Raw genomic sequence first — 24,423 nt, forward strand, 5'->3', positions numbered from 1 at the left:
GCGCGTTCAGAGCAGCGCCAGCAGGGACCGGGCGTTCGCGTTGCCCTGGCGGTCGCCGGTCTCCTCGAAGACCTCCAGCGCCGCCCGGGCCAGCTCGCGCGAGCGTACGGCCGCGCCCTCCGCCCGGTTGACCTTCGCCAGGGCCAGCAGGGCATGTGCGTCGAGCAGTCGGTCGCCGAGCCGTACGGCGATGCCCCGGGCCCGCTCGGCGGCGGCACGCGCGTCCGGCTTCGCACCCTGCGCCAGGTGTACCGCCGACAGCTCCAGCAGCGTGTCGGCCTGCCGGTGCCGGTCGCCGAGCTCGGCCAGGCGACCGACGGCGGCCAGCAGCCGGTCGGCGGCCTCGTCCAGCCGGCCCGAGCGGCGCAACATGACGCCCAGCACCTGCTCGGCGTCGGCGGCGTCACGCTGGTTCTCCGCCCTCTCCAGGCAGGCCAGCAGTGCCCGCTCCGCCTCCTCCAGGCGGCCCAGCTCCAGGTGTACGCGGCCCAGCCGGCGCATGACGTGCGCGACCTCGCGGGCGCTTTCCCGGCTCTGGAACATCTCCAGCGCCAGCCGAAGCCGCTCCTCCGCCCCCTGCCAGTCCCGCTGAGCCAGGTGCAGGTCGCCCTGGTCCAGCAGGATGAGCGCCTCGCCCAGGCTGTCGCCCGTCCGCCGCGCCGCCTCCATCGCGGGGCCCGCCAGGGCCCGCCAGTCGTCCAGGAACCGGTGCCGCTCCAGGTAGGGGGCCAGCAGGTGGGCCAGCCGCCAGCAGGCGCCGTCCAGTCCGGCGGCGCTCAGGTCGGCGACCAGGCTCACCAGGAACGCCCGCTCGGCCGCCAGCCACTCGACCGACTCCCTGATGTCCCTGGTCGCCACGGCCGTGGCCGGATCTCCCGACACCAGTGAGAACCGCGACGCCTGCACGCGCGACAGCGCCTTGTCCGCGAGCTTCGCCAACGCCCCCGGCACCGGCTGCTCGCGCGCGAACAGCCGGGTCAGGTCGTGCAGCCGGTAGCGTACCTGTCCGGCCACGTCCACGCCGTGCGTCTCCAGCAGTCCCGCGTCCACCAGCGCCTCCGCCTGCCCGCCGAACAGCTCGGTCACCCAGTCGGCGAAGTCCGGCGCGGACAGCGCGCCCAGCCCGCGCAACGTCAGCCTCGCCGCCTCCGGCAGCCCGTCGAAGCCGATCGCGAACACGCTGCGCACCGTCAGGTCGCCCGCGTGCAGCCGGTCGAGCCGCTGGTGCTCGTCCTCCAGCAGACCCACCAGATAGTCGGCGGTCCACTCGGGACGGGCCGCCAGCCGGGAACCCGCGATGCGCAAGGCGATCGGCAGGCCGCCGCAGAAGCGCGCTAACCGCCGCAGGGCGCCGTCCGCCGCCTGGCCCGAGCTCTTGACCAGCAGCTCCAGCGCCTCCCCGTCGTCCAGCACGCCCACCGGCAGCCGCCGCGCGCCGAGCAGGCCGCCCAGCGGGGAACGGCTGGTGACGATGGTCGGGCACGAGGTCAACAGCGGCCGCACCTGCGCCTCGCCGGCGGCGTTGTCCAGCACCACCAGGAGCTTGCGGTTGGCGGTGTAGGTGCGAAACAGCCGCTCGCGCTGCTCCGGCGCAGCCGGGATCGCCTGGGCCGGGCAGCCGAGCCAGCGCAGGAAGTCCTCCAGCACGGCCGCCGGGGCCGTGGTCTCGCGCAGGTCGGCGTACAGGATGCCGTCGGGGAAGTCGGGGCGCCGCCGCCATGCCGCGTGCACGGCCAGCGCCGACTTGCCCGCCCCCGCCTGCCCGTGCACCACGACGAGGCCGCCGGTCACCTCCTTCAGCAGCTCGGCCCGGCCGGTGAAGTCGGCCACGTCGGGCGGCAGCAGCACCGGCGGACCGGCCGACACGTGCAGCGAGGCGTCGTCGTGCAACATGCGGTGGTAGAGCAGCTGCAGCTCCGGGTCCGGCTCGATGGCGTGGCCGCCGTCGAGCTGGTCGCGCAGCACCGCGTACGCGGCCAGCGCGTCCACCCGGCGCCCGCTGCGGTAGAGCGCCAGCATGTACTGGCCGCGAAAGCGCTGCCACATCGGGTGCTGCCTTGTCAGTCGGCGCAGCTCGGCCAGCAGCTCGCGATGGCGCCCGGCGTCCAGGTCGGCCTGCACCCGGCGCTCCAGCGCCAGCAGCCGCAGCTCCTCCAGCTCCTCTCGCAGCCGCCGGGTCTCCACCCACCGCTCGCCCTCGGGATCCACGTCGTCCAGCGCTTCGCCGCGCCACAGGGTCAGCGCCTCCTCGTACGCGCCCCGGTCCACCAGCAGCCGGAACCGGTCGACGTCGAGCTGCCCGTCGCCGAGGTTCAGCAGGTACGCGCCGGACACGGTCGTGATCGTCCCGTGCCCGATCAGCCGCCTGAGCTGACCCACATACCCGCGGACGAGGGAGTCGGACCGGTCGCCGTCCTCGTGCGGCCACAGCAGCCTGCGCAGCCGCTCGGCCGTCAGCGGCCGGCCCGCGTTGAGCAGGAACATCGCCAACAGATCGCGATGCTTGCGCACGGTCGGGGTGCAGTCCTTGCCGTCGGTGTCGCGGACCTCCAGCGGGCCCATGATGCGGAACTCCACGGCTCCTCCCTATCAGGAAAAAACCTCACCGCAATGGCGGGTTGGCCAGTTTGGCCCGTTCGAGGGCCAGCTCGGGCCACCACTCGCCTGCCTCCGGCGACACCACGCCGCGCTCCGGGTCCTTCTCGCCGTCAGTGCCACGCCGGCACCGGCCTCCGGAGGTGCCCGCCCGCGCGATCCACAGGTAGGCGTCCACCAGCTCCTCGCCCGTCGCCGTGGTCGGCCGGTCGCCGACGCCCCTGCCCGGCGGGTTGCACCAGGTCTGCGGGTCGGAATAGTGCCTGGTCGGAGCCCAGGAGCCCTGGCCGTTCCTGCCGGTGTCGACGACGAAGTGCGGCATGGTGGCCGGGTCCGCCTTCACCTCCATGGGGCAGCCCTTACGGCCGGTGGCGAGCCGGACGGCGATGCAGCTCGACAGCTTCTTGCCGTACGCGACCGACTTCTCGGTGCTCTGGTAGCCGGCCGTGTTGACGAAGAAGCCGTCCGCCCGGTCGATGCTCGCGCCGATCAGGCGGTCGGCCATGAGCTCGGTGCCGGGCCAGAGGTCCTGGCTGCCGTCGAGGTAGACGGCGGTGTTCGGGTGGGACTTGAGGGTCTGGACGGCCTGGCGCAGGTCTTTGTAGCGCTGGTCCGGGGAGCCCTGGGGGTCGCAGTCCGGCGTGCCGGGCAGCTTGGCCAGGCTGCCGGGCTCCAGGATGACCGCTGCCCGCGCGTCGCCGATCTGGTCGGCTATGCCGTTGATCCAGTCGTGGTAGGCGGTGAGTTCCGCGGAGGCGGCCGGGCGGCACTCGCTGCCCGGCAGGTGGTTGATCAGGAACACGGGCACCGCGTCCTGCTGCCCGGCGCCCGTGATGGCGTTGTCCACCTTGGCCCGGACCTCGGAATCGCCGAGGCGGATGGCGTACGGGACGGCGGCCAGTTTCGTCATGAGCTCGGCGTCCCGCGGTCGGTCCTCGGCCCAGAGCCTCGCCTGGCGGCTGGCCGCCGGCTCGGGCGGGGCGTAGAACTGGACGTCCTGCCCGGCGCGCAGCGGGTTGCGTGCGGCGGTGGGCCGAGAGGCCGCCGGCGATGCCGCGGCCCCCGTCCCAGAGGTCCCTCTGGCCGCCGGGTCCCGGACGCCGGTGGGAGAGTCCTTCCCCTGCGACGCGAACGCCACCACCCCGGCCGCCGCGACGACCACGGCGGCCGCCCCGGCCATCCACTTGCGCGTCCGGCCGACGCCCCGACCACGTCCATCCGTCCCCGCGTCCGTCCCCGCGTCCACGACGCCCGCCGCTTGCGCCGGCGCGGTCCCGGGGGAGGAGAACCGGGGGGGCTGTGTCAGGTGGACCCGCTCGGCGCCCCCGTCCGCCTCACTCGCGGGAGCGGCGGGCAACGGGATGGACGTGCTGAGGTGGTCCAGGATGTCCTGGGCGGTGGGGCGGTCGGCGGGCTTCTTGACCAGGGCGGCCGCGACCAGGTCGTGCAACTGGCCGGACAGCCCGTCCAGGGCGGGGGGCTCGTTGACGATGCGGAGGAGGATCGTGGGCACCGAGCCGGAACCGAAGGGCGACGCCCCGGCCGCGGCGAAGGCCAGCGTGGAGCCCCACGAGAAGATGTCCGACGCGGGACCCACCTGCGAACCCGAGACCTGCTCGGGGGACATGTACGCCGGCGTCCCCACGATCGCGCTGCTCATCTCCGCGTCGGCGAGGCGCGCGATGCCGAAGTCGATGACCTTGGGCCCCACCTGGGACAGCAGCACGTTGGCCGGTTTGAGGTCGCGGTGCACCACCCCTGCCCCGTGGATGGCCCGCAGCGCCACCGCCATGGACACCGCCAGCCCGTCCAGCGCCGACCCCTTCAGCGGCCCCGACCGGCGCACGGCGTCCTCGAGGTTCGGCCCCTCGACGTACTCGGTGACCAGGTAGGCCATCTCGCCCTCGACGTCGGCGTCCAACACCGGAGCCGTGCAGAAGCGGGCGACTCGCCGGGCGGCGGCGACCTCGCGGGCGAAGCGGCGGCGGAAGTCGGCATCCGCGCTCATCCTGTGGTGGATGAGCTTGACGGCCACCCGCGTGCCGTCCGGTCCCTGACCCAGGTAGACGGCGCCCATCCCGCCCTCGCCCAGTCGGGCCAGCAGGACGTACGGCCCGGCCAGGCGTGGATCCCCGTCGCGCAACGCCTCCAAGGTCATAGATCATCAGGTTAGCCTGCGGCCGTGGGGCCTTCCAGGCCTCGCGCTCCGCCCGCACGGCACCGGCCTGCCGTACATCGGCTGAATCACAGCCGGGGTGGGCTATTTTGATCCACCATGACCCAAGCCGGCTTCGTCGAAACGACCCGTGACGCCTACACCGCGAGAGCGGCCGAGTACAGCGAGCTGTTCCGCGATCCTCTCGCGGACCAGCCGCTGGACCGGGCCCTCATCGACACCTTCGCCGACCTGGTGAAGGCGACGGGCGCCGGGCCGATCGCCGACCTGGGGTGCGGGCCAGGACACTACACGGCCTACCTCCACACGAGGGGAGTCACCGCGTTCGGGATCGACCTGTCGCCGGGGATGATCGAACAGGCCCGCCAGGAGCATCCCGACCTCCGGTTCGAGGTCGGGTCCATGTTCTCGCTGGACCTGGCGGACGCCGGCGTCGGTGGCGTCTTCAGCCACTACTCGATCATCCACACCCCACCGGAACGGGTGCACGAGCTGTTCGACGAGTTCGCCCGCGTCCTCGCACCCGGCGGGCACCTGCTGCTCTCCTTCTCGGCGACCGACGACCCGTCGCAACCGGCCGAGCCTTACGACCACGTCGTCTCGCTGGCCTACCGATGGTCCACCGACATGATCTCCGCCATGCTCCGCGAGCGGGACATCATCGAGACCGGCCGCCTGATCTTCCCCGGGGACCAGGACGCGAAGCGCGGCTTCCCGAGAGTGTTCCTGCTGGCCGGCAAGACCGGCTGACGCCGACGCTCCGTAGCAGCCGTCACCGGCCCAGGAGTGGGTCTGGCCCCACCCACCCGTACGGCCAGGCCCATATGGGCCTGGCCGGGCGCTCCCTAACATCGCTACCACAGCGACACGAAGGAGCAGGATCATGGCGAACGCCGGCGACATCACGACCGCGACGGAGCGCATCGGCGACGCTCGCACCCAGGAAGCCTTCACCACGGTGAAGAAGTGCGTCATGCTCTTCGGCGCCGTCAGCGCCATCACTCTCGGGGTGGTCGGCGTGATGGCGTTCACCGGCCACGAGGCGACCTCGTTCATGTGGATCCGGGGAGCCATCCTGCTCGCGGTGACCCCGCTGATCTACCGGATGACGGTCCGCGCTGCGGAGGGGTCGTACAAGGCCTTCGACCGCGTGCGCACGCTGTCCACCATCATGCCGGTCGCGATCATCGGCGTCGACCTGATCCCCGGCCTCTGCCCAGCGTGGTACGCCGTGCTCCAGGGCCTGTCCGCGCCGGCCCTGATCGGCGTCGCCCTCATCACTCGCGGTTCCGCGCTGAGCGCCGCCTTCCCCAAGAAGACGGTCTCCTTTTGACGGGCGGGGCCCGGCCCGGCCGGGCCCCGCCCGGCGGCGTACGACCGCTCAGCCGGAGAAGCGGGCGCTGTGCAGGTCCACCGGGTTGGCGGCGTCACCGGTCGAGACGCCGTACACGGCCGTGAAGGCGTTGCCGACCGGGACGAGGCCGGTGTAGTCACCGAGCAGACGCCCCACGCTCGTCAACGGGACCTTCCGCGTGTCGAACGGCCCCTCGATGTGCTGCTCGCGCCACGCCCCCGGCTTCGTGCAGGCGGTCGAGCAGGTGACGGCCCACAGGTCGGTGGGCAGGGTGGCCGGGTCGGGCGTGTTGTTGCGGAAGTCGTAGTAGGTGACCGCCACGGTGCCCGTCCTGGACGTGGCGACGACCGGTACGGCGGCGGAACCGGTGGGCGTCCTGTCCAGGCGGATCGGGGTGGACCACGTCTGCCCGCCGTTCGCCGAGCGCGAGTAGGCCACGTGGAAGCTGCCGTCGGCCTCCTGGCTCTGCCAGACGGCGTTGACCACCTGGGTGCCCGGTTGGGCGGCCAGCTGAGGCAGGGCGGCGTTGCGTACCGGGTCACCCGAGTTGTCCGGGTCCGGGATGCGGGGGCCCACCGCGAGCGGGGCCGGGACGTTCAGCGTCGGCGCCGACCAGGTCTTGCCGCCGTCGGTCGAACGGATGACCTGGGTGGAGCCGGCGTCGATCGTCTCGTGGTGCATGCCGATCAGCAGCGTCCCGTCCGGGAGCGGCACCAGCTGGGTGCCGATGACGCCGCTGTTGGTGGGCACGTCGTACACCTTGCTCGTGGTCCAGGTGCGCCCGTCGTCGGTCGACTTGGCCAGGTAGACCGGCTGCACCCAGTTCGGCGTGGTGCTGGTCGACTGGTCGTCGATGCGGTCCCACACCGCGTAGACCACGCCCGGGCGGTACGGGTCCGCGGTCACCGACGGGCGGTCGTTGAAGAAGCGCGGGTTGTCGTCCCGCTGCAAGGTGGTCGGCGCGTCCCAGGTCCGGCCGCCGTCGCCGGAGCGGGCCACCAGGATGGCGGTCACGTCCCCGGCGCGGGACATCGACAAGGACGCGGCCACCGCGGCACCTGATGGCGTGACCGTGACCCAGTTGTCCGTCGTGACGTCGTAGTCCCCGCCGTTGGCGCTCGTGCCGCCGTTGCACCGGGAGAAGGCGGGCAGGTTCTTGGACTGCTGCCAGGTCAGGCCGTAGTCGTCCGACACGGCGGTGACCGCGCCGTTGCTGCCGTACCGGTTCCAGCGATCCTGCTGGTACACCGTGACGAGGTGTTGCGGACGGTTCGGGTCCCGCCCCAGCATGGGCAGGACCTCGGTGTTGGGGTTCAGGGTGTAGCCGTCGGCCGGGGGAGGCCCGCAGTCTGCGGGCAGCGGGCTGGTGCCCGAGACCGGCCGGATGATGACGGGCCCGCCGGTGGAGGCGCCGTCCGCGGCGGCGGGCTGCGCGACGGCGCAGGCCAGCAGGATGGCCGCTGCGGGTAACAGCGCCCTGGAGCGTCGGATCACGAGCATTCCTCATCTTGATCGTGTTGATGAAGACGTCCCCGGCTCGCCCGGGGCAGTGCGGTGTCTCCCGGGCGTCCGGCGAACGACGCAGGGAAGATTACCGGCGCAAGATCAGTTACGTCCGCCGAATGATCGCAAAGCCGAGGCTGGGCCTGACCTGCGCTTTCGCTGCCGGCCGACTCCTCGGCGAGGGAGCCGGTCCGGCGGATGGCGTACCAGGTGAACAGCGTCGGCGGACCGGCCGCGGGTGGAAGAGGAGGAGTTTGATCCCTTGCTTTGATTACACGATTACACTACGACTGGCTTGCGGCTATGTTCTAGCTCGCTTGCGCGACCCGCTGAGAGGAACGCCGTCATGATCGTGGAGTACATCCGTTACCGCATCCCTGATGAGCGGTCGGTCGACTTCGAGGAGGCCTACGGCAAAGCCGCCGTCTTCCTCGCGAAGGCCCCGCAGTGTGTGGACTACGAGCTCAGCCGCTGCGTGGATGAGCCTGTCTGCTACATACTGCGGATCACGTGGTCCTCGGCCGAGGACCACACGCAGGGATTCCGGAACAGTGAACTGTTCCCCGGATTCCTGGCGGCGATCCGCCCCTACGTCGGCATGATCGAGGAGATGCGGCACTACGAGCGCACGCCCATACGCGGCGTCGGCTCGTCCGTCCCGACGATGTACGACTGGGCGGGCGGCACCGAGGCCCTGGAGCGCCTCACGGATGTCTTCTACACCAACGTCCTGAAGGACGACCTGCTCCGCCCGCTGTTCGAGCACATGTCCCCCGACCACCCCAAGTGGGTCGCCATCTGGCTGGGCGAGGTGTTCCGCGGCCCGGAGCGCTACAGCCAGGAACGCGGCGGCTACCACCACATGGTCCGGCAGCACCTGGGCAAGGCGATCACCGAGGCGCAGCGCCGCCGCTGGGTGAGCCTGCTCATGGACGCCGCCGACGAGGTCGGCCTGCCCGCCGATCCGGAGTTCCGCGCCGCGTTCGCGTCCTACATCGAGTGGGGGACCCGCATCGCGCTGTCCAACTCCCAGCCCGCCGCGACGCCGCCCCTGGAAGCGCCCATGCCCCACTGGGGCTGGGGCGTCGCCCCGCCGTACCAGGGCTGAACGTCCTCGGCAGCCCTCCGGCGTACCGACTGAAGGCCGTCCTCTCCACAGCTGTGGACGTGGGCGGGGCTCGCTTCCGGCCAAAGGGGCGCAGCTCTGAAACTTTCCGTTTCTGGAGAGCGTTTTCCCAGGTCGGCCGTGGCTCTCGCCCACGCTTGTTGACACCGGTGCGAGGGTTCGGGACCGTGCCCCTCGTTGGCGTTCATATTCCTCGGGTTCGCCGTCATCGGGGGTCATCGTGGCGGCGGGACCACCTGCAGCGCCGGCGCCCACGACGCCCGCCCATGGTGGGCGACGCGGACCTGAAGACGGGTTCGAGCCGCAACGGAGGAGCCAGATGAACCAACGAGGACTACGCCGGGGTCTTGTCGCCTGGGTCTTAGCCGTGGCCTGTCTGACCGGCGCTGCGGTGGCGAACACGATCACGGCGCACGCCGCCTCGGCCGGCTGTCAGGTCACCTACACCGTCGGCTCGCAGTGGGCCGGCGGCTTCAGCGCCAGCGTCGCTGTCAGGAACCTCGGTGATCCGCTCACCAGCTGGGCCCTGCGCTGGACGTTCGGCGCCGGGCAGACGATCAGTCAGGCGTGGAACGCCGACGTGGCGCAGAGCGGCAGTGCGGTGACCGCCTCCAACACGAGCTGGAACGGCTCTCTGGCAACGGGCGCCGGCGCCTCCTTCGGGTTCAACGGCACCTGGAACAACTCCAGCAATCCCGTGCCGGCCGGCTTCACACTCAATGGCGTCACCTGCACGGGCAGCGCGACTCCTTCGCCCAGCGTGACCCCGTCAACGACGCCGTCACCGGCGCCGAGCACCCCGCCGTCGCGGACGGTGCGGGTCTTCTGGCTCAAGCCGTCGGACGTGGCGTACGACCAGCGGTACCCGGACGGCATGACCAAGGTCATGCAGGAGGCGCAGCGCTTCTTCAAGCAGGAGCTGGGTAAGACGTTCACCCTGAACAGCCCGGTCGTCGAGGTGGTCAGCGGCGACAAGCCGCGAAGCTGGTACGAGAACACGCCGAACTGCGGTGAGAAGTACTGGTGGGCGGTGTGCAACATGCAGGCGGAGCTGCGCCGCAAGTTCGGCCTCGGCGCACCGGACAACCGTTGGCTCAACGTCGGCGAGGTCAGCGCCGAGGGCGACGGCGCGGGTGGTGGCGGCGGCAACGGCTGGGTGATCCTCAGCGGCCACGACGCTGACGGCGCCGCCGGGCTCAACGGCGCGATGAATCGTTGGTACGGCGGCATGGTGCACGAGCTGGGGCACGCCTTCGGCCTGCCGGACGCTACGTCCACCGACGGCACGTGCATGTCGGCATCGCTCTACGACTACCCGAACTGCCACTTCAGCCAGGCGCAGAAGGACAGCATCCTGCGCGGCAGCTACGGGAGCTTCCTCTCCTGATCGGCGACGGGCGGCGTGACCGATCGCCACGCCGCCCGACGTTCACCTGGACGCGCGAGGCCCAGGGCTCTCCAGGTGGCGCCACTGCTCAGGACCGGCCGCGGGAGTGCCGCCTGGTGGTGATGTTCGCCGCGATGAGCAGCCCGGCGGGGATCGCTGCGAGCAGGAAACCGCTCGGCCCGATCAGGGTGACGGCCAGCGCTCCCCAGGCGAGGGTCACCCAGCCGACATACCCGGGAACATGGTGGCCCTGCCGCCCCATCCGCGCCACCAGCAGCCCCAGCAGTGCCAGCACCACGACGAATCCACCGGGCAGCGCCCAGAACGTCGCCACCGAGTCACTGTCCGCGGCACGGTTACGGAGGTCCCCGGCGAGCCAACTGGACCAGGGGGCGAGACGGGCGAACACGGCGGTGTGCGCCACGGCGATCAGGACCATGGTCCGGCCGGCCCAGATGGTGAGCCGACTCGGAGGCGCGGACAATACGGGCTGGTGGGTCGCGGGGGTGGTGGTCATGGTTCCCAGCTTCTCGGGACCGCGACCAGGTGTGCTCCCCCGCAGGGGGGACGCGGCTCCCTCGCTCCGGGGAGCTTGACGCCCTGGTCAGGCGGGACGGACCGTCCTTGCCACCAAGCCCATTGGGAATCCGGCGACCTGTGCGAAGCGGGTGAAGTACGGCGGAGGTAATACTGGTCGACGGGCAGAACCAGGGCGTACAGATACGGCCGGGCCCATGGCGGTAAGGCGACGAGGGCCTGGTGCAGCCGTCGGCGGGGCGCGTCTCCGCTGCACTCGTCGCACTCGCATCGCCTGAAGAGGCGGTCAGCGGTCCCGACGAGGGCCGCGCCCTGCCAAGCCACCAGGGCAGTCGCCACCGCACCGGGCCACATACGGGTGTGTTCGAGAGCGATGACCGCGGCCATGGGACGACGGCTGAGCCCGGGGACATGATGGATCAAGGCTCTGTGGGCGCCGCACGCCGATCCTCGCGTACGGGCCTCGGAGGGGCGCCTACGCGGCATGGCCCTTTCTGGTCGATGTCATGAGCGCGATGATCGCATACCTGGAGCGCCACCTCCAGGCGGTAACTGCGACAGATGATCTCCTACCGCGGTCCCGTCGGGACGTGACCTCAGCAGGGCGCCTGGCCGCCGCGCATCGATTTGTTGTGGCGCCGAGGAAGAGGGAGGCCAGGTCCGGCTCACGAGCGAGGACGTTCCGCTCGATGTTCTGCATGCCGCTTCAAGAGAGCGCATGACATCCCTGGGGAGAGTCGGTGAGGCGGGGGCTTTCGGGTCAACTGCCGTATGGCTACTATCAGGCACCAATCGCCTACTTTGGCGATTTTCGTCATGGACGCACCGACTGGTGAGGAGAGTGTCCTGCACGTGGCTGGATGGGGCAGGGTCGGGCGGCGACGAACGGCAAACATGGGCGACAGCAACGGGTTATCGGGGCCGACCGGCGACAGGTCGCGGCGGCTGCCCTTGCGTACCGTGCTGCTCATCGTCGTGTTCGTGCCGAGCGTGACTTTCGCTCCACTGCTGGCCTCGGGCATGTTCCAGCTGTCCAGTCAGTGGCAGACGGAGAAGGCCCAGATGGAGCTGGCCACCACGACCGTCGGCAGGCCCGCGGCAAACCTGTTCTTCAGCCTTCAGGAGGAGCGACGCCTCACCGCGGAGGTGCAGGCCGAGCCGCGTGGCGGCGCCCGTGACAAGCTGGCCAAGCAGCGCGCGGTGACCGATCAGGCCGTGAAAGCCTTCCCGTCGCCGGCGGCCCTGGACACCACCAACGCGCAGGAGGGGCTCACCGGCGCGATCACCCGGTTCCAGCGCGGCCTCGGCCTTCTCGACCAGCAGCGCGGGGCGGTGGACGCCGGTTGGGCCAGTGAGCAGCTGGCGTTCGACTACTACAGCGGCGTCATCGAGGCGGACCTCAGCGTCCTGGCCGCGCTCAGTCACACGCATCACGGTGAGGTGGGCAGCAAGGCGCAGACCCTGGTCGACCTCTTCTGGGTCGTCGACATGATCGGCCGCGAGGACGCCGTTCTGGCCCGTGGCTGGAAGAGCGGGCGCCTGACGAAGGACGAGTACGCCCTGGTCACCGACGCCATCGGCACCAGGAAGCACATCCTGCAGTCGCAGGTGCTCCCCAGCCTCCTGGGCAACGAGAGCCAGTACCGAACGCTGACGACCAGTAAGGCATGGGACACCATGACCGGTCTGGAGAAGCGGCTGGTCACCTCCGGGACCGGGACCGAGAGCAATCAGGTGATACTCCGCGACGTCGGTCCGGCGTGGCGCGCCTCGGTGGACATCATCAACCCGCAACTGCTGCAACTCCTCAGCCTCCGGCTCGACAACGTCGCCACGATCGGCAACAGCCACGCCCGTACGCTCTTCGTGATCTTCGTCAGTGTCAGCGCCGTGAGCCTGCTCGCCTTCTTCCTGGTCGTCTTCACCAGCTGGCGCCTCACCGCCGTTCTTCGCCGGCGCATCCTCCACCTGCGCGAGGAAGCCCAGGAGCTCCAGGAGCGCCTGCCCGACGTGGTCGCCCGGCTGGAGCGCGGCGAGGACGTCGACGTGGACGCGGAAGTCCACATGGTCGAGCCCACCCCGGACGAGCTCGGCGAGCTCGGGCAGGCCCTCAACCTGGCCAGCCGCAGCGCTGTCCTCACCGCCGTGCGGCAGGCCGAACAGCACCGCGGCTTCCAGCGCATGCTCCAGCGCATCGCCCGGCGTACCCAGATCCTCATCGGCCTTCAGCTGAAGAAGCTGGACGAGCTGGAGCGCAGGCACGAGGACCCCGAGGTGCTGGAGGGCCTGTTCGACCTCGACCATCTCACCGCGCGGCTGCGCCGCTACGAGGAGAACCTGGTCATCCTCGGCGGCGGTCAGCCGCAGCGTCGCTGGCGCAAGCCGGTACGCCTGCTCGACGTCCTGCGCGCCGCGCAGGGTGAGGTCCAGGACTACCGGCGGATCTCGATCGAGGTCGCGGGTGAGCCCTGGGTGGCCGAGCGGGCGGTGGGACCGCTGGTCCACGTCCTGGCCGAGCTCATGGAGAACGCCACCGCCTTCTCCAAGCCGCCGACCCCCGTCGAGGTGCGGGCCGCGCTGGTCAGCCGGGGCCTCGCCGTGGAGATCGAGGACCGCGGCCTCGGCATGGAGCCCGAGCAGTACGCCGCCGCCAACGACCTGATGCAGTCGCCGCCGCAGCTCGATGTGATGACCCACGCCGACGATGTGCGTCTCGGCCTGTACGTGGTCGCCCGGCTCTCCGCGGGACTGGGCCTCCAGGTGGAGCTGCGGCCGTCGGCCTTCGGCGGCACCCGTGTCATCGTGCTGCTCCCGGAGTCGCTGGTCGTGGACCGCCCCCGCGCGGTACCCGAGCCGGCCGCCACGCCGCGCGAGGAGGCTCCCCGGGAGCCCGCCGGACCGCAGCCCCACCCGCGGGAAGCCGCGCCCGGTCCCCGCTCGCCCCGCGAGGGCGCGCAGTTGCCGACGCGCTCCAGGGGACGCGCGATGGCGTACGTGACGGCGCCCGGCGCCGGAGCACCGGATCGGGGCGAAGAGCCCCCGCCGCCCGGCCCCCGGCCGCTGCCCCAGCGGGTGCGCCAGGCCAGCCTGGTCACCGAGCTGAAAGTCCCGGTGGACAGGGAGGAACAGGCCGACCAGGGAACCTGGCCCGCGCGCGAGCAGTCCGGCCGATCCAGTGCCATGATCGGTGCGTTCCAGAGGCAGTCCCGCAGGCGCCGGACCGGTGACGACGACGCCTCCCAGCCCCGGCCGGACGGGTCCGCCGAGCCCAGTTCCCCTACGACGGAAGATCGATGATGACGCAGCGAACCACCGCCACCGACGCAGACCTGGACTGGCTCCTGGACGGCCTGGTCGATCAGGTCGCGGGCACCCGGCACGCCATCGTGCTGTCCGACGACGGCCTGGTGATCAGCCGGTCCCGGACCATCGAACGCTCGGACGCCGAACGCCTCGCCGCGATCGCCACCGGGCAGCAGAGCCTGGCTCGCGGTGTCGGGCAGCTCTTCAACGGCGGACCCGTGCACCAGGTCATCATCGAGATGGCCGACCTGTGGCTGTTCATCACGGCCGCGGGCCGCGGCACCCATCTGGCCGTGGTCGCGTCCCAGGAGGTCGACGCCGAGCTGATGTCCGTCGCGATGCACACCCTGATCCAGCAGGTCGGCCAGAAGCTGGGAGCCGACGCGCGCGCCCCGCAGGCCGATGACGCGAGGAGACGCGGATGAGGCACTGGACTGAGGGCTTCGACGACGAAGACGCCGACGAGCCCCTTGTCCGTCCCTATACGATCACCGGCGGACGAACCACGCCCGAGCGGGACGACCTCACACTGATCACCCTGGTGACGGCGATCTCCGCGGTGCCCTCGGAGGCCGGGCAGGAGCTGCGGGGGATGCAGCCGGAGCACCGCACCATTCTCGCTCTGTGCGGGCGGCCCCTGGCGGTGGCCGAGGTCGCCTCCGCGCTGAACCTCCCGGTGTCGGTGACCAAGATCCTCATCGGTGACCTGATCGAGGCCGGTCAGCTGCGGTCCCGGCCACCGCTGGCGTTCGCGCAGGCAGGCGGCCTTCCCGGTATGACGATCCTTGAGGCGGTGAGGGATGGGTTACGCAACCTCTGACCACGGGGACGCGGCTCCCCTGGCGGTGAAGGTCCTGATCGCCGGTGGTTTCGGCGTCGGGAAGACGACCCTGGTCGGCGCGGTGAGCGAGGTCGCCCCGCTGCGTACCGAGGAGTACCTGACCCACGCCAGCGTCGGCGTGGACGACCTCGAAGGGGTGAGCGGCAAGACCACCACCACCGTCGCGCTCGACTTCGGGCGCATCACGATCAACCGGGACCTCGTCCTCTACCTGTTCGGCACCCCCGGCCAGGAACGCTTCTGGTTCATGTGGAACGACCTCGTCAACGGCGCCATGGGCGCGGTCGTCCTGGTCGACACCCGCCGGCTGGACGTGAGCTTCGCGTCGATCGACTTCTTCGAGAGCCGCGGCATCCCCTTCGTCGTCGGGGTCAACTGCTTTCACGGTGTCAGGGACCGGACACAGGAGGAGATCCGCAAGGCGCTCGATCTCGATCCACAGGTGCCGCTGGTGCTCTGTGACGCCCGCGACCGGATGGCGGGCCGTGATGTGCTGCTGGCGCTCATCGACCATCTGATGGCCGCTCACTCCCGCACCGCGCCGCACCCGGTGTCCTGACCGGGCACGGTCGCGAACGAGCCCGCGGCCCGCGAGGATGAGGGGATGCGGACACTGGTTCTGGGCGGTACGAGGTTCCTGTCGAGGCAGATCGCACGGCAGGCGCGCGATCGCGGGCACGAGGTGGTCTGCGCGGCGCGCGGACTCTCGGGCGAGCCGCCGCCGGGTGTCGAGCTCGTCCGGGTCGACCGGAGCGAGGACGGCGGGCTGGCGCCGCTGGAGGGAACGTTCGACCTGGTCATAGACGTCGCCCGGCATCCGAGCGTGCTACGGCGGGCCGTCGCGGAGCTCGCGGGCCGTGCCGGTCATTGGACGTTCGTGTCGTCGTGCAGCGTCTACTCCGACACCGGAGAGGCCAACCAGGCTCTGCACGAGCCGCTGCCCGCCGATGCGGACGAGAACGACCCGGAGAACTACGGGCCGGCCAAGGTCGCGTGCGAGCGGATCGCCGGCGACGGGGCGCTGCTGGTGCGGGCCGGGCTGATCGTGGGCCCGGAGGACCAGTCCGACCGGTTCACCTACTGGGTCGACCGGTTGGCGCGCGGCGGGCCGGTGCTGGCGCCTGGGTCGCCCGACGAGCTCGTCCAGCTCGTCGACGTGCGCGACCTGGCCGCCTGGACGATCGAGGCGGCGGAGAAGGGGCTTGCCGGGCCGTACGATGCGATCTCCATGCCCTTCAGCAGGGGCGACCTGCTGGCGGAGATCGCCGAGGGTCTGGAGGTGCGGCCTGAGCTGATCTGGGCCGGCCAGGACTTCCTCCTCGCTCACAAGGTGGAGCCGTGGATGGGGCCGCGGTCGCTGCCGTTGTGGCTGCCGTTGCCCGAGTACGCGGGCTTCATGGCCCGTGACACCTCCGCCACGCTGGTCGCCGGCCTGCGGATCCGTCCGGTCGCCGACACGGCCCGCGACACGCTCGCGTGGCAGCGCGCGTCCGGCCACACCGTGAGCCGTTCCGGCCTCACCGCCGCCGAGGAGTCCGAGCTCGTCCGCCTGTTCGAGGCCGAAGGTCACGGCTCGTTGAGGTAGGTGAGCACGGCGAGAACGCGGCGGTTGCTGCTGTCGTCGTCGACGATGCCGAGCTTGCCGAACAGGGAGGTGGTGTACTTGCTGATGGCGCTCTCGCTGAGGAAGAGCCGCCGCCCGATGGCCTGGTTGGACAGTCCCTCGGCCATGAGGCCGAGCACGGAGTGTTCGCGTTCGGTGAGCCGGTCGAGTCGCCGGGTCGAGGACCCGCTGGACAGCAGCTTGGCGATGACGGCCGGGTCCATGGCGGTCCCGCCGTCGGCGACGCGTTCCAGGGCGTCGATGAACTGGTCGGCGTCGAACACGCTCTCCTTGAGGAGATAGCCGACGCCGCCGGCGCCGTCGGCCAGGAGTTCGCGGGCATAGAGCTGCTCGACGTGCTGGGAGAGGATCAGGACCGGCAGTCCGGGCAGCTCGCCGCGGGCGGCGAGAGCCGCACGCAGGCCCTCGTCCGACTGGGTCGGCGGCATGCGGACGTCGATGATGGACACGTCCGGCCGCCACCTCCGCAGGGCGTCGAGCGTCTCGGGCCCGGTGGTGGCCGTCGCCACCACCTCGTGCCCGTACGCCTGGAGGAGGCGGACCATCCCGTCGCGCAGGAGGTAGAGGTCTTCGGCTACAACGATTCGCATGGCACCACCATTCTCACGCGGGTCGGGCCGCCCGCCGGACTGATGATCTCCAGGGTGCCGTCGAACACGGCGAGGCGGCGGTGCAGCCCCGCGAGTCCGCCGCCGGCCCGTACACCGGCCCCACCCCGGCCGTTGTCCTCGACCTCGACGACGATCCCGGTGCCGTCCTGGGCGATGGAGACGCGCGCCCGGGACGCATGGGCGTGCTTGAGCGCGTTGGTCAGCAGCTCGGCGACGCCGAAGTACAGGGCGGACTCGATCGGCGCGTCCAGGCGTAGCCGGACGTCGGCGCTGACGGTCGCCTCCAGCGGGCTGTCCAGGGCGAGGGCGCGAACGGCGTCGACGAGTCCTCGCTCGTTCAGCACCGGCGGGTTGATTCCCTTGACCAGCTCGCGCAGCTCGGTCAGTGACGTGGAGGCGGTGACCCGTGCGTCCCGCATCAGCGCCATGGCCTGGTCGGGGTCGGTTCTCATCAGCTTCTCCGCGGTCGCCAGAGCCAGCCCGAGCGCGACCAGGCGTGCCTGCGCCCCGTCGTGCAGGTCCCGCTCGATCCGGCGGATCTCGGCGGCCTGGGCGACTGTCGTGTCCGCGCGCTGGGCCGTCAGCTCGTCGACCCGGCCGGCCAGCGTCATCGTGGGCGACGCGCCCAGGAAGCGGACGGCTACCGGCTCGGCGGCCCGCCACGCGTACGGGGCGCCGGCGATGGCCACGACCAGGCCGAGCACCCCGGCAAGACGCGCGGGAAGCGTCGGCTGGGACAACCCGAGGACCGCCGCGACGGCTCCGGCCGGCGGGACAGCCGCGATCAGGCCCATGGTGACGGGTGCGATCGCCGTGAACCTCAGGTCGCGCCAGGTGGCCGGATCGCTCCACCAGAGCCGCATCCGCTGATCCTGGCGGGCGTCCCGGTCGGTGCGCTCGTAGGAGTACCCGTTCCACCAGTACCCGGTGGACATCCGGGTCACCGGCCCGGCCTCCCGGTATCCGGCGGGAATGACGGTGCCCGTCCACTTCCCGACAAGGGAGCGGACCATCCGGCACACCGGGCGGGACAGGGCGAGCGTGCCGATGCACGCCCACAGGAGCGGCACGATCGACGACCACGCGTCTCCGCCCCACCACCACATCCACAGCGCCACGGCGACGGCCCACACGGCCGGCACCAGCATGGCGACGCCCACGACGGCGCACGCGCGCACGAACCCCACGCAGGCACTCGTCACCCACGACACCAGCTGTCTCATGATCTTCCCTTGCCGTCCGGTATGGCGTGATGTGTCCACTGTGCACCCCGCGGAGCCTGGCCCCAGCCAGATCGGCTCCGGAGTGGGTCCGGCCCTACCTTTCCGTGTGGCCAGGCCGACACCGCTCCATCCACATCCGATCCCGGCGACGCCGGCGACAGTGAAGCGTCGCGGCGTTCGAGGGGAGATGTGGCCGCTGAGACATTGACCGGCTACGCGCCGTTACGTACGTTCAGGGGGCTCGTCGGCCGGCATCGCCAGGAGGCGGTCATGACTGCACGGTCCAGCACCACATCGCCCTGGCCGGAGCTTCCGCCCGGCCCGCTCGGCGCCCCCTCTCCCGAACTGGCCCGCAGGCTCGCCGAGGCTCCGATGGAGCTCATCACCATGCCGAGCGGGGACCGGGTGCCCATGATCGTCAGGTACGAGGACGTCCGTGCCGTTCTCGCCTCGCCGGCCGGCAGCCGCAACCTGCGGGCGCCCGGCCTTCCCCGGATGGTCAGCGGCACCGCCCTGGAGGACGACTCCTCGGCGCTGATCAACCAGGACCCGCCGGAGCACACCCGCTACCGCCGCATCCTGCAGGGCACCTTCACGCCCCGGCACATCGAGCGCTGGCGGCCTCGCGCGGCGGCGATCGCCGACGATCTGCTCGACGCGGCCGGCCAGGAGTTCGACGTGGTCACCGATTTCGCCCTGCCGCTGCCCGCGCGGGTGATCTGCGAGATGCTCGGCGTCCCGATGGACCGGTTCGAGCAGTTCCGCGGCTGGACGGAGACGTTCCTGTCCACCTCGGAGGCGAGCGCCGAGGCCCGGGGAGAGGGGTTCGCCGCGTTCATGGCGTACGCCGGCGAGCTGATCGCGGAGCATCGGGCCAGGCCGGGCGACGATCTCATCGACCTGCTCATCGAGGCCCGCGACGCGGGCGACAGGCTGAGCGAGGCGGAGCTGACCCACATGGTCTTCACGCTGATCATGGCCGGTCACGAGACCACCGCGTCGATCATCATCCGGGGCACGTTCCGGCTGCTGTGCCATCCCGAGCAGTACGCACGCCTGGCGGCCCGGCCCGAGCTCGTGGAGCCGGCGGTGGAGGAGATCCTGCGCTGCGAGGGCCCCGGGGGGAACGGCCTGCTCCGGGTGCTCACCGAGGACGTCGAGCTGCCCAGCGGCGTGATCCCGAAGGGCTCCGTCGTCCTGCCCAACCCCACGGGCGCGAACCACGACCCGTCGGCCTTCGAGGACTCGCTGCGGTTCGACATCCAGAGGTTCGCCGGGACGGCGCCCCACCCGCACCTGGCGTTCGGCCATGGTCCCCATTACTGCCTGGGGGCGAACCTGGCCAGGATGGAGCTGCAGGAAACCTTCCGCGCCCTGGTGACGCGGCTGCCCACCCTCCGCGCCCAGGAGGACCTGCCGACGCTCCGGTGGACCGACGACGGACTGATCCATCGCCCCCGCCGGCTCCCGGTCAAGGGCGGCTGAGACACGGCATGGCGACCGGTGACGTAGCGGCGCCGGTCACGGCAGCAGCGTGGCGGCCTTGACCGTGTGCAGGTGGATCACGACGTCGAAGGACTCGCCGAGCGCGACCTTGGTCGCCTGCTCGGGTGACCAGAAGCCGCCGCCGATGATGCGGGTGAGGCGGGGCCGGGCGAGCCAGGCGCGGGCGGCCGGGGAGGCGGTGCGGGTGTCGAGGATGAAGTCCCGGTGGCGGACCTGGTCCAGGACGTACTCGTTGTAGTCCGAGCCGGCGGCCGCCACCGAGCCCTTGCAGGCCAGGGGCCGCTCGGCGGGGGTGGAGCCGTCCGGGCACTCGCCCTTGTCGACGGTGAAGTTGTAGCCGCCCTGGTCGAAGCTGGTGCCGACGGTGACGAAGCGGTCGCCCAGGCGCCTGCGCAGGACGCCGCCCATGGGGGCGGGCACGAACATGGTGTCGATCGGGGTGTAGCTGATGTGCGAGTTCAGCCCGGACATCTGGATCTTGTCGCCTGTCGTGGTGTTCCACCAGACGACGTTGTCGGCCAGCACGGTGTCGCGGTACTCCTGGGCCTGCCGGCGTCCGTCGGCGGTGGCCTGGTCGAAGGCGAAGTCGGTGAAGGTCTGTGACAGGGCGCGGGCGTGCTGCACCGCCCACCGGTACTCCTCGGCGTTCCCGCCGGCGCCCTGCTGCTGAAGGAGCTTCAGCGCCTTGGTGGCGCGCCGGGCGTGGTCCTGGCGGGTCCGCAGCGGCTGGGTCAGCGCCAGGCCCATGTACTCTCCGGCGTTCGGGGTCGTCGGCCGCAGCCCGTCGTACAACTGGGTGAACTCGCCCAGCAGGCCGGGGTGGTACTGCTTGACGTAGGCCAGCACCTTGTCGAACAGGACGTCGCCGGGGTAGAGCAGGTCGGCGCCCATGAACTGGACCTTGGCCTGGTGGGCGGCGTTGTAGGAGCGCATCCAGGTGATGAGGGCGAGGAACTCGCGGTTGTCGAACAGCGCGTAGGGGCCGGTGACCTCGTCGTGCAGGATCTGCCGCGGGTCGCCCTTGCCGTGCAGGACGTAGTCGTTCAGCCGCACCCCGGTGCTCCAGCTCAGCTCCCGGGCGAAGGTGGTGAACCCCTTCTCGGTCACCAGGTAGCGGAACAGCCGGTGGTTGAGGGTGTAGAACTCCGCGGTGCTGTGCGTGGCCTCGCCGACCGCGACCACCTTCGCGCCCGCCACCATCGCACCGAACGCGTCCAGGTCCCGCAGCCCGCCTCGGGGGGAGGTGGAGGCGAGCGGCTTGGCCGAGGCGTTGAGGGCCGCCACGACGGCGGCCGGGTTGTCGGCGTCGGCGATCGCGGCGGGGCCGACGGCGGCGGTGACGGCGAGGCCGAGGACCAGCGCGCCACCCAAGGTCTTGCTGTTCATGATGGTCTTCCGATACGTGAGTGGGTGTCGTTGACGGGCCTCAGCCTCGTCGGGAGCGCTGACAGCACGGGGACAGCCCACTGACGAACGAGTGTCCGGGCGTCAGGAGGTCGTGAGGATGACGAGTCGCTGGGTGGCTCGGGTCATCGCGACATAACGGTCGACCGCCCCCTCGATGCCTTCGCCGAACGCCTCCGGGTCGACGAGGACGACCAGGTCGAACTCCAGCCCCTTCGACAGCTCCGGGGTCAGCGACCGGACGCGGGACGTCGACCGGAACGTGGGATCGCCGATGACGCAGGCGATCCCCTCTGCGTGGGCGGCGAGCCAGGTGTCGAGGATCGAGCTCAGCTCCGAGGCGGATCCGTGTACGACGGGGACGCCGCTGACGCGGATGGAGGTCGGCACGTTGGCGTCCGGGAGCACGGCCCGGATGACCGGCTCCGCCTCCGTCATGATCTCTTCCGGGGTCCGGTAGTTGATCGTCAGGGAGGCCAGGTCGATCCGGTCCAGCCCGATCCGCTTGAGCCGTTCCTGCCACGATTCCGTGAACCCGTGCCTGGCCTGGGCGCGGTCCCCGACGATGGTGAAGCTCCGGGACGGGCAGCGAAGCAGCAACATCTGCCACTCCGCGTCCGTCAGTTCCTGAGCCTCGTCCACGACGATGTGCGCGAACGGGCCGGCGAGCAGGTCCGGTTCGGTGCGGAGCGGCGCGGCCTCGTCGACCAGGGCGTCCTGCATGTCTTGTTGGCGCAGCATCGTCACCGCGCCTTCACCGTCGTCATCGGCCGCGAGCAGGTTGTCGATGACCTTGGCTCTCTCCTCGCGCTCGGCGGCGACGGAGGCGGCATGCCGGCGCTTGCGTCGTGACGCCTCCGGGTCGCCGAGCCGCTGCCGTGCCGCGTCCAGGATCGGCAGGTCGGACACCGTCCAGGCCTGGGGGTCCGGGCGCTGCAGCGCCCGGACCTCGTCGGGGCTGAGCCAGGGAGCGCACATCCGCAGGTAGGCGGGCACCGACCAGAGGTCTCCGACGAGGTCGGCCGCGTCGATCAGCGGCCACGCGCGGTTGAAGATCGTGAGCAGCTCCCTGTTCCGCAGCAGCGACTTGCGGAGCAGGGCGGCCGGGACTTCCTCGTCGCTATCGTGCTTGTCCATCAGGATCGTGAGCAGTTCCTCCCAGATCTGGTCGCGCGCGTCGTTGTGCGGCGTACCGGGGTCCGGCGCCTCGAACGCCTCGGCCCAGTCGTCGACGCTCAGCCAGATGTCGGACCAGGGGGTCGTGACCGTCATCCCCTTGGTGGGCGGGTTCTCGTAGAACCTGACGGCCGGCTCGATCGCCTTCACCAGGTCCGCGGACGACTTCAGCCGGGCCACGTCCGGGTCGCTCTCGATCCCCGCCGCCGCGCCCTCGGCGACGAGGTCCCGCAGGGTGCAGGTCTGCACGCCCTCCTCGCCGAGGCTGGGCAGGACGTCGGAGACGTAGTGCAGGTAGGGCTGGTGCGGGCCGACGAAGAGCACGCCGCCCCGGTGGTGACCGAGGCGAGGGTCGGAGTAGAGGAGGTAGGCGGAGCGGTGCAGGGCGACGACCGTCTTGCCCGTACCCGGGCCGCCGTCGACGACGAGGGCGCCGCGGGAGCCCGCGCGGATGATGGCGTCCTGGTCGGCCTGGATGGTGCCGAGCACGTCCCGCATCCGGGCGGACCGGTTGCCGCCCAGGCTGGCGATGAAGGCGGACTGGTCGTCGAGCGCGGCGTGGCCCTCGAACCCGTCCGCGGTGAACACCTCGTCCCAGTAGTCGCTGATCCGGCCGCGGGTCCAGCGATACCTGCGGCGGCTGGTCAGACCCATCGGGTTGGCGTGGGTGGCTCCGAAGAACGGCTCAGCCGCGGGGGAGCGCCAGTCGAGCAGCAGCCGGCGACCCGCGCTGTCCGTGAGGCCGAGCCGTCCGATGTAGACGGGCTCGGGGTCGTCCGCGCCGACCATGTGTCCGAGGCACAAATCCAGACCGAAGCGACGCAGGGCGCGCAGGCGGGCGGTCAGCCGGTGGATCTCCAGGTCCCGGTCCAACGCCTGCCGGCCGAGGCCGCCGGGTGCCCTGCGCTCGGCGTCGAGGCGGCCGGACAGGTCGGCGATCGACTGTTCGAGGCTCTCGGCGATGGCGGCGAAGTGCCGCTCATCGCCGGCGATCAAGGCCGGGTCGGCCTTGGGGGAGAGGTGGTCGGGAAGGTCGAACGCGCTGGTGGTCACGGAATTCACTTTCTTCAGCTCTGATGCAGCAGCTTGGCGGCCATCGTCGTTCCGTCGGTGCGGATCGTGCCGGCCACGGCGGTCGCTCGTGCGTGGGTCTCGGGGGGTCAGGGCCGTTCTGAGCGCGGCTGACAGGGACTCGGTGGTCGGCGTCGGGCCGTCGTGTGCCGCGCCGATGCCCAGCGCGGCCACCCGGCCGGCCCAGTACGGCTGGTCCGTTTCTCGGCCACCGACAGCGCGCCGGCCGCGGCCGGCATCAGGCCGGTCGCCACCAACGCGTCGCATCCCTCGGCCGCCGCGGTGACCGCGGGGAACAGGTCGGCGATCAACTCGGCCGCGCGCGCGGGCAGGCTCGCCGGCGACGGGGGCGTCGCCGCGGTCGTCAGCGTGCGCGCCGACCGGCCGACCGGCACCAGGGGCACGTCGACGCCGGCCAACCGCTGCGCGAACTCCTCGTCCGGCGGCGCGCACACCCGCACCTCCGCGCCGAGTTCGCGCAACCGCACCGCGAGTCCCACCACCGGTTCGACGTCTCCGCGCGATCCGTACGTCGACAACAACACCCGCATTCCGCGTCCCCCATATCCGCAGGCTGTGGCCTCGGTCAGCGATTGTGCGGCATGACCGGGGTCTTGCCGCAAGCCCCTCGGTGCGCTATACGTTGAGAGTGGAAAGGCGCGGGCATTCCCCTTTCCTTCTTCCGGAGTTTTCCTCACCTGGCCGATGTGGGCGTTCGTGCTGGCCCAGGCCCCGGCGGTGCTCCCTGGGACTTCTGACGAGCGAGCTTGGCGATTGACAAAGGCGACGGCGTACGGCATCCTGGAAATGCGACCGGAATGATGGGTCTGCGTGAGCGTGGACAAATGTAATTTGAGCGGGTACGCTCATGCCTCCACGCTCCCTTTTTGGCGACCCGCTCCGCTTGCTCACGTTGCGAGGTTGTCTGGCGTGCGTGTAGTCAGTCCGCCGCGAGCCCTCGGAAGGACATCTGTTGGCAGCCTCGC

Annotated in this window: 19 protein-coding genes; 10 read left to right on the forward strand and 9 right to left on the reverse strand. The window is 71.1% G+C overall.

The window, feature by feature from the left end; all coding sequences use genetic code 11:
- Positions 1-6 precede the first annotated feature (6 nt).
- Positions 7-2,577 (reverse strand): BTAD domain-containing putative transcriptional regulator, encoded by a 2,571-nt coding sequence (locus ACIBG4_RS11365; RefSeq protein WP_397201694.1) that lies wholly within the window; start codon positions 2,575-2,577, stop codon positions 7-9.
- A gap of 25 nt (positions 2,578-2,602) precedes the next feature.
- Positions 2,603-4,753, reverse strand: a complete 2,151-nt coding sequence (locus tag ACIBG4_RS11370) for a glycoside hydrolase family 6 protein (protein ID WP_397201695.1) — start codon at positions 4,751-4,753, stop codon at positions 2,603-2,605.
- Between the two features lie 117 nt (positions 4,754-4,870).
- On the opposite strand from ACIBG4_RS11370, the gene ACIBG4_RS11375 reads away from it, so the two are divergent.
- Positions 4,871-5,521, forward strand: coding sequence for a class I SAM-dependent methyltransferase (locus ACIBG4_RS11375; protein WP_397201696.1), 651 nt, complete (start codon positions 4,871-4,873; stop codon positions 5,519-5,521).
- 133 nt (positions 5,522-5,654) lie between these two features.
- Positions 5,655-6,104 carry a hypothetical protein gene (locus ACIBG4_RS11380; RefSeq protein WP_397201697.1) on the forward strand — a complete coding sequence of 150 codons (450 nt, stop codon included), beginning with the start codon at positions 5,655-5,657 and terminating at the stop codon, positions 6,102-6,104.
- A gap of 48 nt (positions 6,105-6,152) precedes the next feature.
- Here ACIBG4_RS11380 and ACIBG4_RS11385 read toward each other — a convergent pair whose 3' ends face one another.
- Positions 6,153-7,619, reverse strand: a complete 1,467-nt coding sequence (locus ACIBG4_RS11385) for a sialidase family protein (protein ID WP_397201698.1) — start codon at positions 7,617-7,619, stop codon at positions 6,153-6,155.
- 355 nt (positions 7,620-7,974) lie between these two features.
- On the opposite strand from ACIBG4_RS11385, the gene ACIBG4_RS11390 reads away from it, so the two are divergent.
- Positions 7,975-8,736 carry an antibiotic biosynthesis monooxygenase gene (locus tag ACIBG4_RS11390; protein ID WP_397201699.1) on the forward strand — a complete coding sequence of 254 codons (762 nt, stop codon included), beginning with the start codon at positions 7,975-7,977 and terminating at the stop codon, positions 8,734-8,736.
- A gap of 409 nt (positions 8,737-9,145) precedes the next feature.
- The gene (locus tag ACIBG4_RS11395; protein WP_397201700.1) at positions 9,146-10,141 is read left to right on the forward strand and encodes a cellulose-binding domain-containing protein; all 996 of its coding nucleotides are present in this window, start codon (positions 9,146-9,148) and stop codon (positions 10,139-10,141) included.
- Between the two features lie 88 nt (positions 10,142-10,229).
- On the opposite strand, the gene ACIBG4_RS11400 is transcribed toward ACIBG4_RS11395, so the two are convergent.
- Positions 10,230-10,658 carry a DUF6463 family protein gene (locus tag ACIBG4_RS11400; RefSeq protein WP_355446711.1) on the reverse strand — a complete coding sequence of 143 codons (429 nt, stop codon included), beginning with the start codon at positions 10,656-10,658 and terminating at the stop codon, positions 10,230-10,232.
- 914 nt (positions 10,659-11,572) lie between these two features.
- Between ACIBG4_RS11400 and ACIBG4_RS11405 the strand changes: the two genes are divergently transcribed.
- From ACIBG4_RS11405 to ACIBG4_RS11425, 5 genes are read left to right on the forward strand one after another with little or no spacing between them, the layout of a single operon-like run.
- Positions 11,573-13,975 (forward strand): nitrate- and nitrite sensing domain-containing protein, encoded by a 2,403-nt coding sequence (locus tag ACIBG4_RS11405; protein ID WP_397201702.1) that lies wholly within the window; start codon positions 11,573-11,575, stop codon positions 13,973-13,975.
- The gene (locus ACIBG4_RS11410; protein WP_397201703.1) at positions 13,972-14,406 is read left to right on the forward strand and encodes a roadblock/LC7 domain-containing protein; all 435 of its coding nucleotides are present in this window, start codon (positions 13,972-13,974) and stop codon (positions 14,404-14,406) included. Before ACIBG4_RS11405 ends, ACIBG4_RS11410 begins: the two co-directional genes overlap by 4 nt.
- Positions 14,403-14,801, forward strand: a complete 399-nt coding sequence (locus ACIBG4_RS11415; RefSeq protein ID WP_397201704.1) for a DUF742 domain-containing protein — start codon at positions 14,403-14,405, stop codon at positions 14,799-14,801. Before ACIBG4_RS11410 ends, ACIBG4_RS11415 begins: the two co-directional genes overlap by 4 nt.
- Entirely contained in the window at positions 14,782-15,381 is a 600-nt protein-coding gene (locus ACIBG4_RS11420; protein ID WP_397201705.1) for a GTP-binding protein, read from the forward strand. Before ACIBG4_RS11415 ends, ACIBG4_RS11420 begins: the two co-directional genes overlap by 20 nt.
- Before the next feature lie 45 nt (positions 15,382-15,426).
- Entirely contained in the window at positions 15,427-16,407 is a 981-nt protein-coding gene (locus tag ACIBG4_RS11425) for an NAD-dependent epimerase/dehydratase family protein (protein WP_397201706.1), read from the forward strand.
- Here ACIBG4_RS11425 and ACIBG4_RS11430 read toward each other — a convergent pair.
- Both ACIBG4_RS11430 and ACIBG4_RS11435 read right to left on the reverse strand, forming a co-directional pair.
- Positions 16,389-17,036, reverse strand: a complete 648-nt coding sequence (locus tag ACIBG4_RS11430; protein WP_310707686.1) for a response regulator transcription factor — start codon at positions 17,034-17,036, stop codon at positions 16,389-16,391. The two genes, ACIBG4_RS11425 and ACIBG4_RS11430, sit on opposite strands and share 19 nt — an antisense overlap.
- Positions 17,021-18,280, reverse strand: coding sequence for a sensor histidine kinase (locus ACIBG4_RS11435; protein WP_397201707.1), 1,260 nt, complete (start codon positions 18,278-18,280; stop codon positions 17,021-17,023). Before ACIBG4_RS11435 ends, ACIBG4_RS11430 begins: the two co-directional genes overlap by 16 nt.
- A 270-nt stretch (positions 18,281-18,550) precedes the next feature.
- On the opposite strand from ACIBG4_RS11435, the gene ACIBG4_RS11440 reads away from it, so the two are divergent.
- Positions 18,551-19,765, forward strand: coding sequence for a cytochrome P450 (locus ACIBG4_RS11440; RefSeq protein ID WP_397201708.1), 1,215 nt, complete (start codon positions 18,551-18,553; stop codon positions 19,763-19,765).
- 36 nt (positions 19,766-19,801) lie between these two features.
- On the opposite strand, the gene ACIBG4_RS11445 is transcribed toward ACIBG4_RS11440, so the two are convergent.
- The 3 genes from ACIBG4_RS11445 to ACIBG4_RS11455 form a co-directional block, all read right to left on the reverse strand.
- Positions 19,802-21,172, reverse strand: coding sequence for an erythromycin esterase family protein (locus ACIBG4_RS11445; protein ID WP_397201709.1), 1,371 nt, complete (start codon positions 21,170-21,172; stop codon positions 19,802-19,804).
- Positions 21,173-21,274: 102 nt separating this feature from the next.
- The gene (gene helR, locus ACIBG4_RS11450; RefSeq protein WP_397201710.1) at positions 21,275-23,428 is read right to left on the reverse strand and encodes an RNA polymerase recycling motor ATPase HelR; all 2,154 of its coding nucleotides are present in this window, start codon (positions 23,426-23,428) and stop codon (positions 21,275-21,277) included.
- Positions 23,429-23,526: 98 nt separating this feature from the next.
- A complete protein-coding gene (locus ACIBG4_RS11455) occupies positions 23,527-23,988 on the reverse strand; it encodes a glycosyltransferase (protein WP_397201711.1) in 462 nt (153 codons plus the stop codon).
- Between the last annotated feature and the right edge of the window lie 435 nt (positions 23,989-24,423).

Origin of the sequence: Nonomuraea sp. NPDC050383, from assembly GCF_044459125.1 — a bacterium.
Lineage (GTDB): Bacteria > Actinomycetota > Actinomycetes > Streptosporangiales > Streptosporangiaceae > Nonomuraea.

Bases quoted from the DNA above. Each gene is read 5' to 3' on its own strand.
- ACIBG4_RS11375 (WP_397201696.1), top strand. From the start codon at position 4,871: ATGACCCAAGCCGGCTTCGTCGAAACGACCCGTGACGCCTACACCGCG.
- ACIBG4_RS11455 (WP_397201711.1), bottom strand. From the start codon at position 23,988: ATGCGGGTGTTGTTGTCGACGTACGGATCGCGCGGAGACGTCGAACCG.
- ACIBG4_RS11405 (WP_397201702.1), top strand. From the start codon at position 11,573: ATGGGCGACAGCAACGGGTTATCGGGGCCGACCGGCGACAGGTCGCGG.
- ACIBG4_RS11400 (WP_355446711.1), bottom strand. From the start codon at position 10,658: ATGACCACCACCCCCGCGACCCACCAGCCCGTATTGTCCGCGCCTCCG.
- ACIBG4_RS11390 (WP_397201699.1), top strand. From the start codon at position 7,975: ATGATCGTGGAGTACATCCGTTACCGCATCCCTGATGAGCGGTCGGTC.
- ACIBG4_RS11435 (WP_397201707.1), bottom strand. From the start codon at position 18,280: ATGAGACAGCTGGTGTCGTGGGTGACGAGTGCCTGCGTGGGGTTCGTG.
- ACIBG4_RS11425 (WP_397201706.1), top strand. From the start codon at position 15,427: ATGCGGACACTGGTTCTGGGCGGTACGAGGTTCCTGTCGAGGCAGATC.
- ACIBG4_RS11445 (WP_397201709.1), bottom strand. From the start codon at position 21,172: ATGAACAGCAAGACCTTGGGTGGCGCGCTGGTCCTCGGCCTCGCCGTC.
- ACIBG4_RS11430 (WP_310707686.1), bottom strand. From the start codon at position 17,036: ATGCGAATCGTTGTAGCCGAAGACCTCTACCTCCTGCGCGACGGGATG.
- ACIBG4_RS11380 (WP_397201697.1), top strand. From the start codon at position 5,655: ATGGCGAACGCCGGCGACATCACGACCGCGACGGAGCGCATCGGCGAC.
- ACIBG4_RS11440 (WP_397201708.1), top strand. From the start codon at position 18,551: ATGACTGCACGGTCCAGCACCACATCGCCCTGGCCGGAGCTTCCGCCC.
- ACIBG4_RS11370 (WP_397201695.1), bottom strand. From the start codon at position 4,753: ATGACCTTGGAGGCGTTGCGCGACGGGGATCCACGCCTGGCCGGGCCG.
- ACIBG4_RS11420 (WP_397201705.1), top strand. From the start codon at position 14,782: ATGGGTTACGCAACCTCTGACCACGGGGACGCGGCTCCCCTGGCGGTG.
- ACIBG4_RS11415 (WP_397201704.1), top strand. From the start codon at position 14,403: ATGAGGCACTGGACTGAGGGCTTCGACGACGAAGACGCCGACGAGCCC.
- ACIBG4_RS11410 (WP_397201703.1), top strand. From the start codon at position 13,972: ATGATGACGCAGCGAACCACCGCCACCGACGCAGACCTGGACTGGCTC.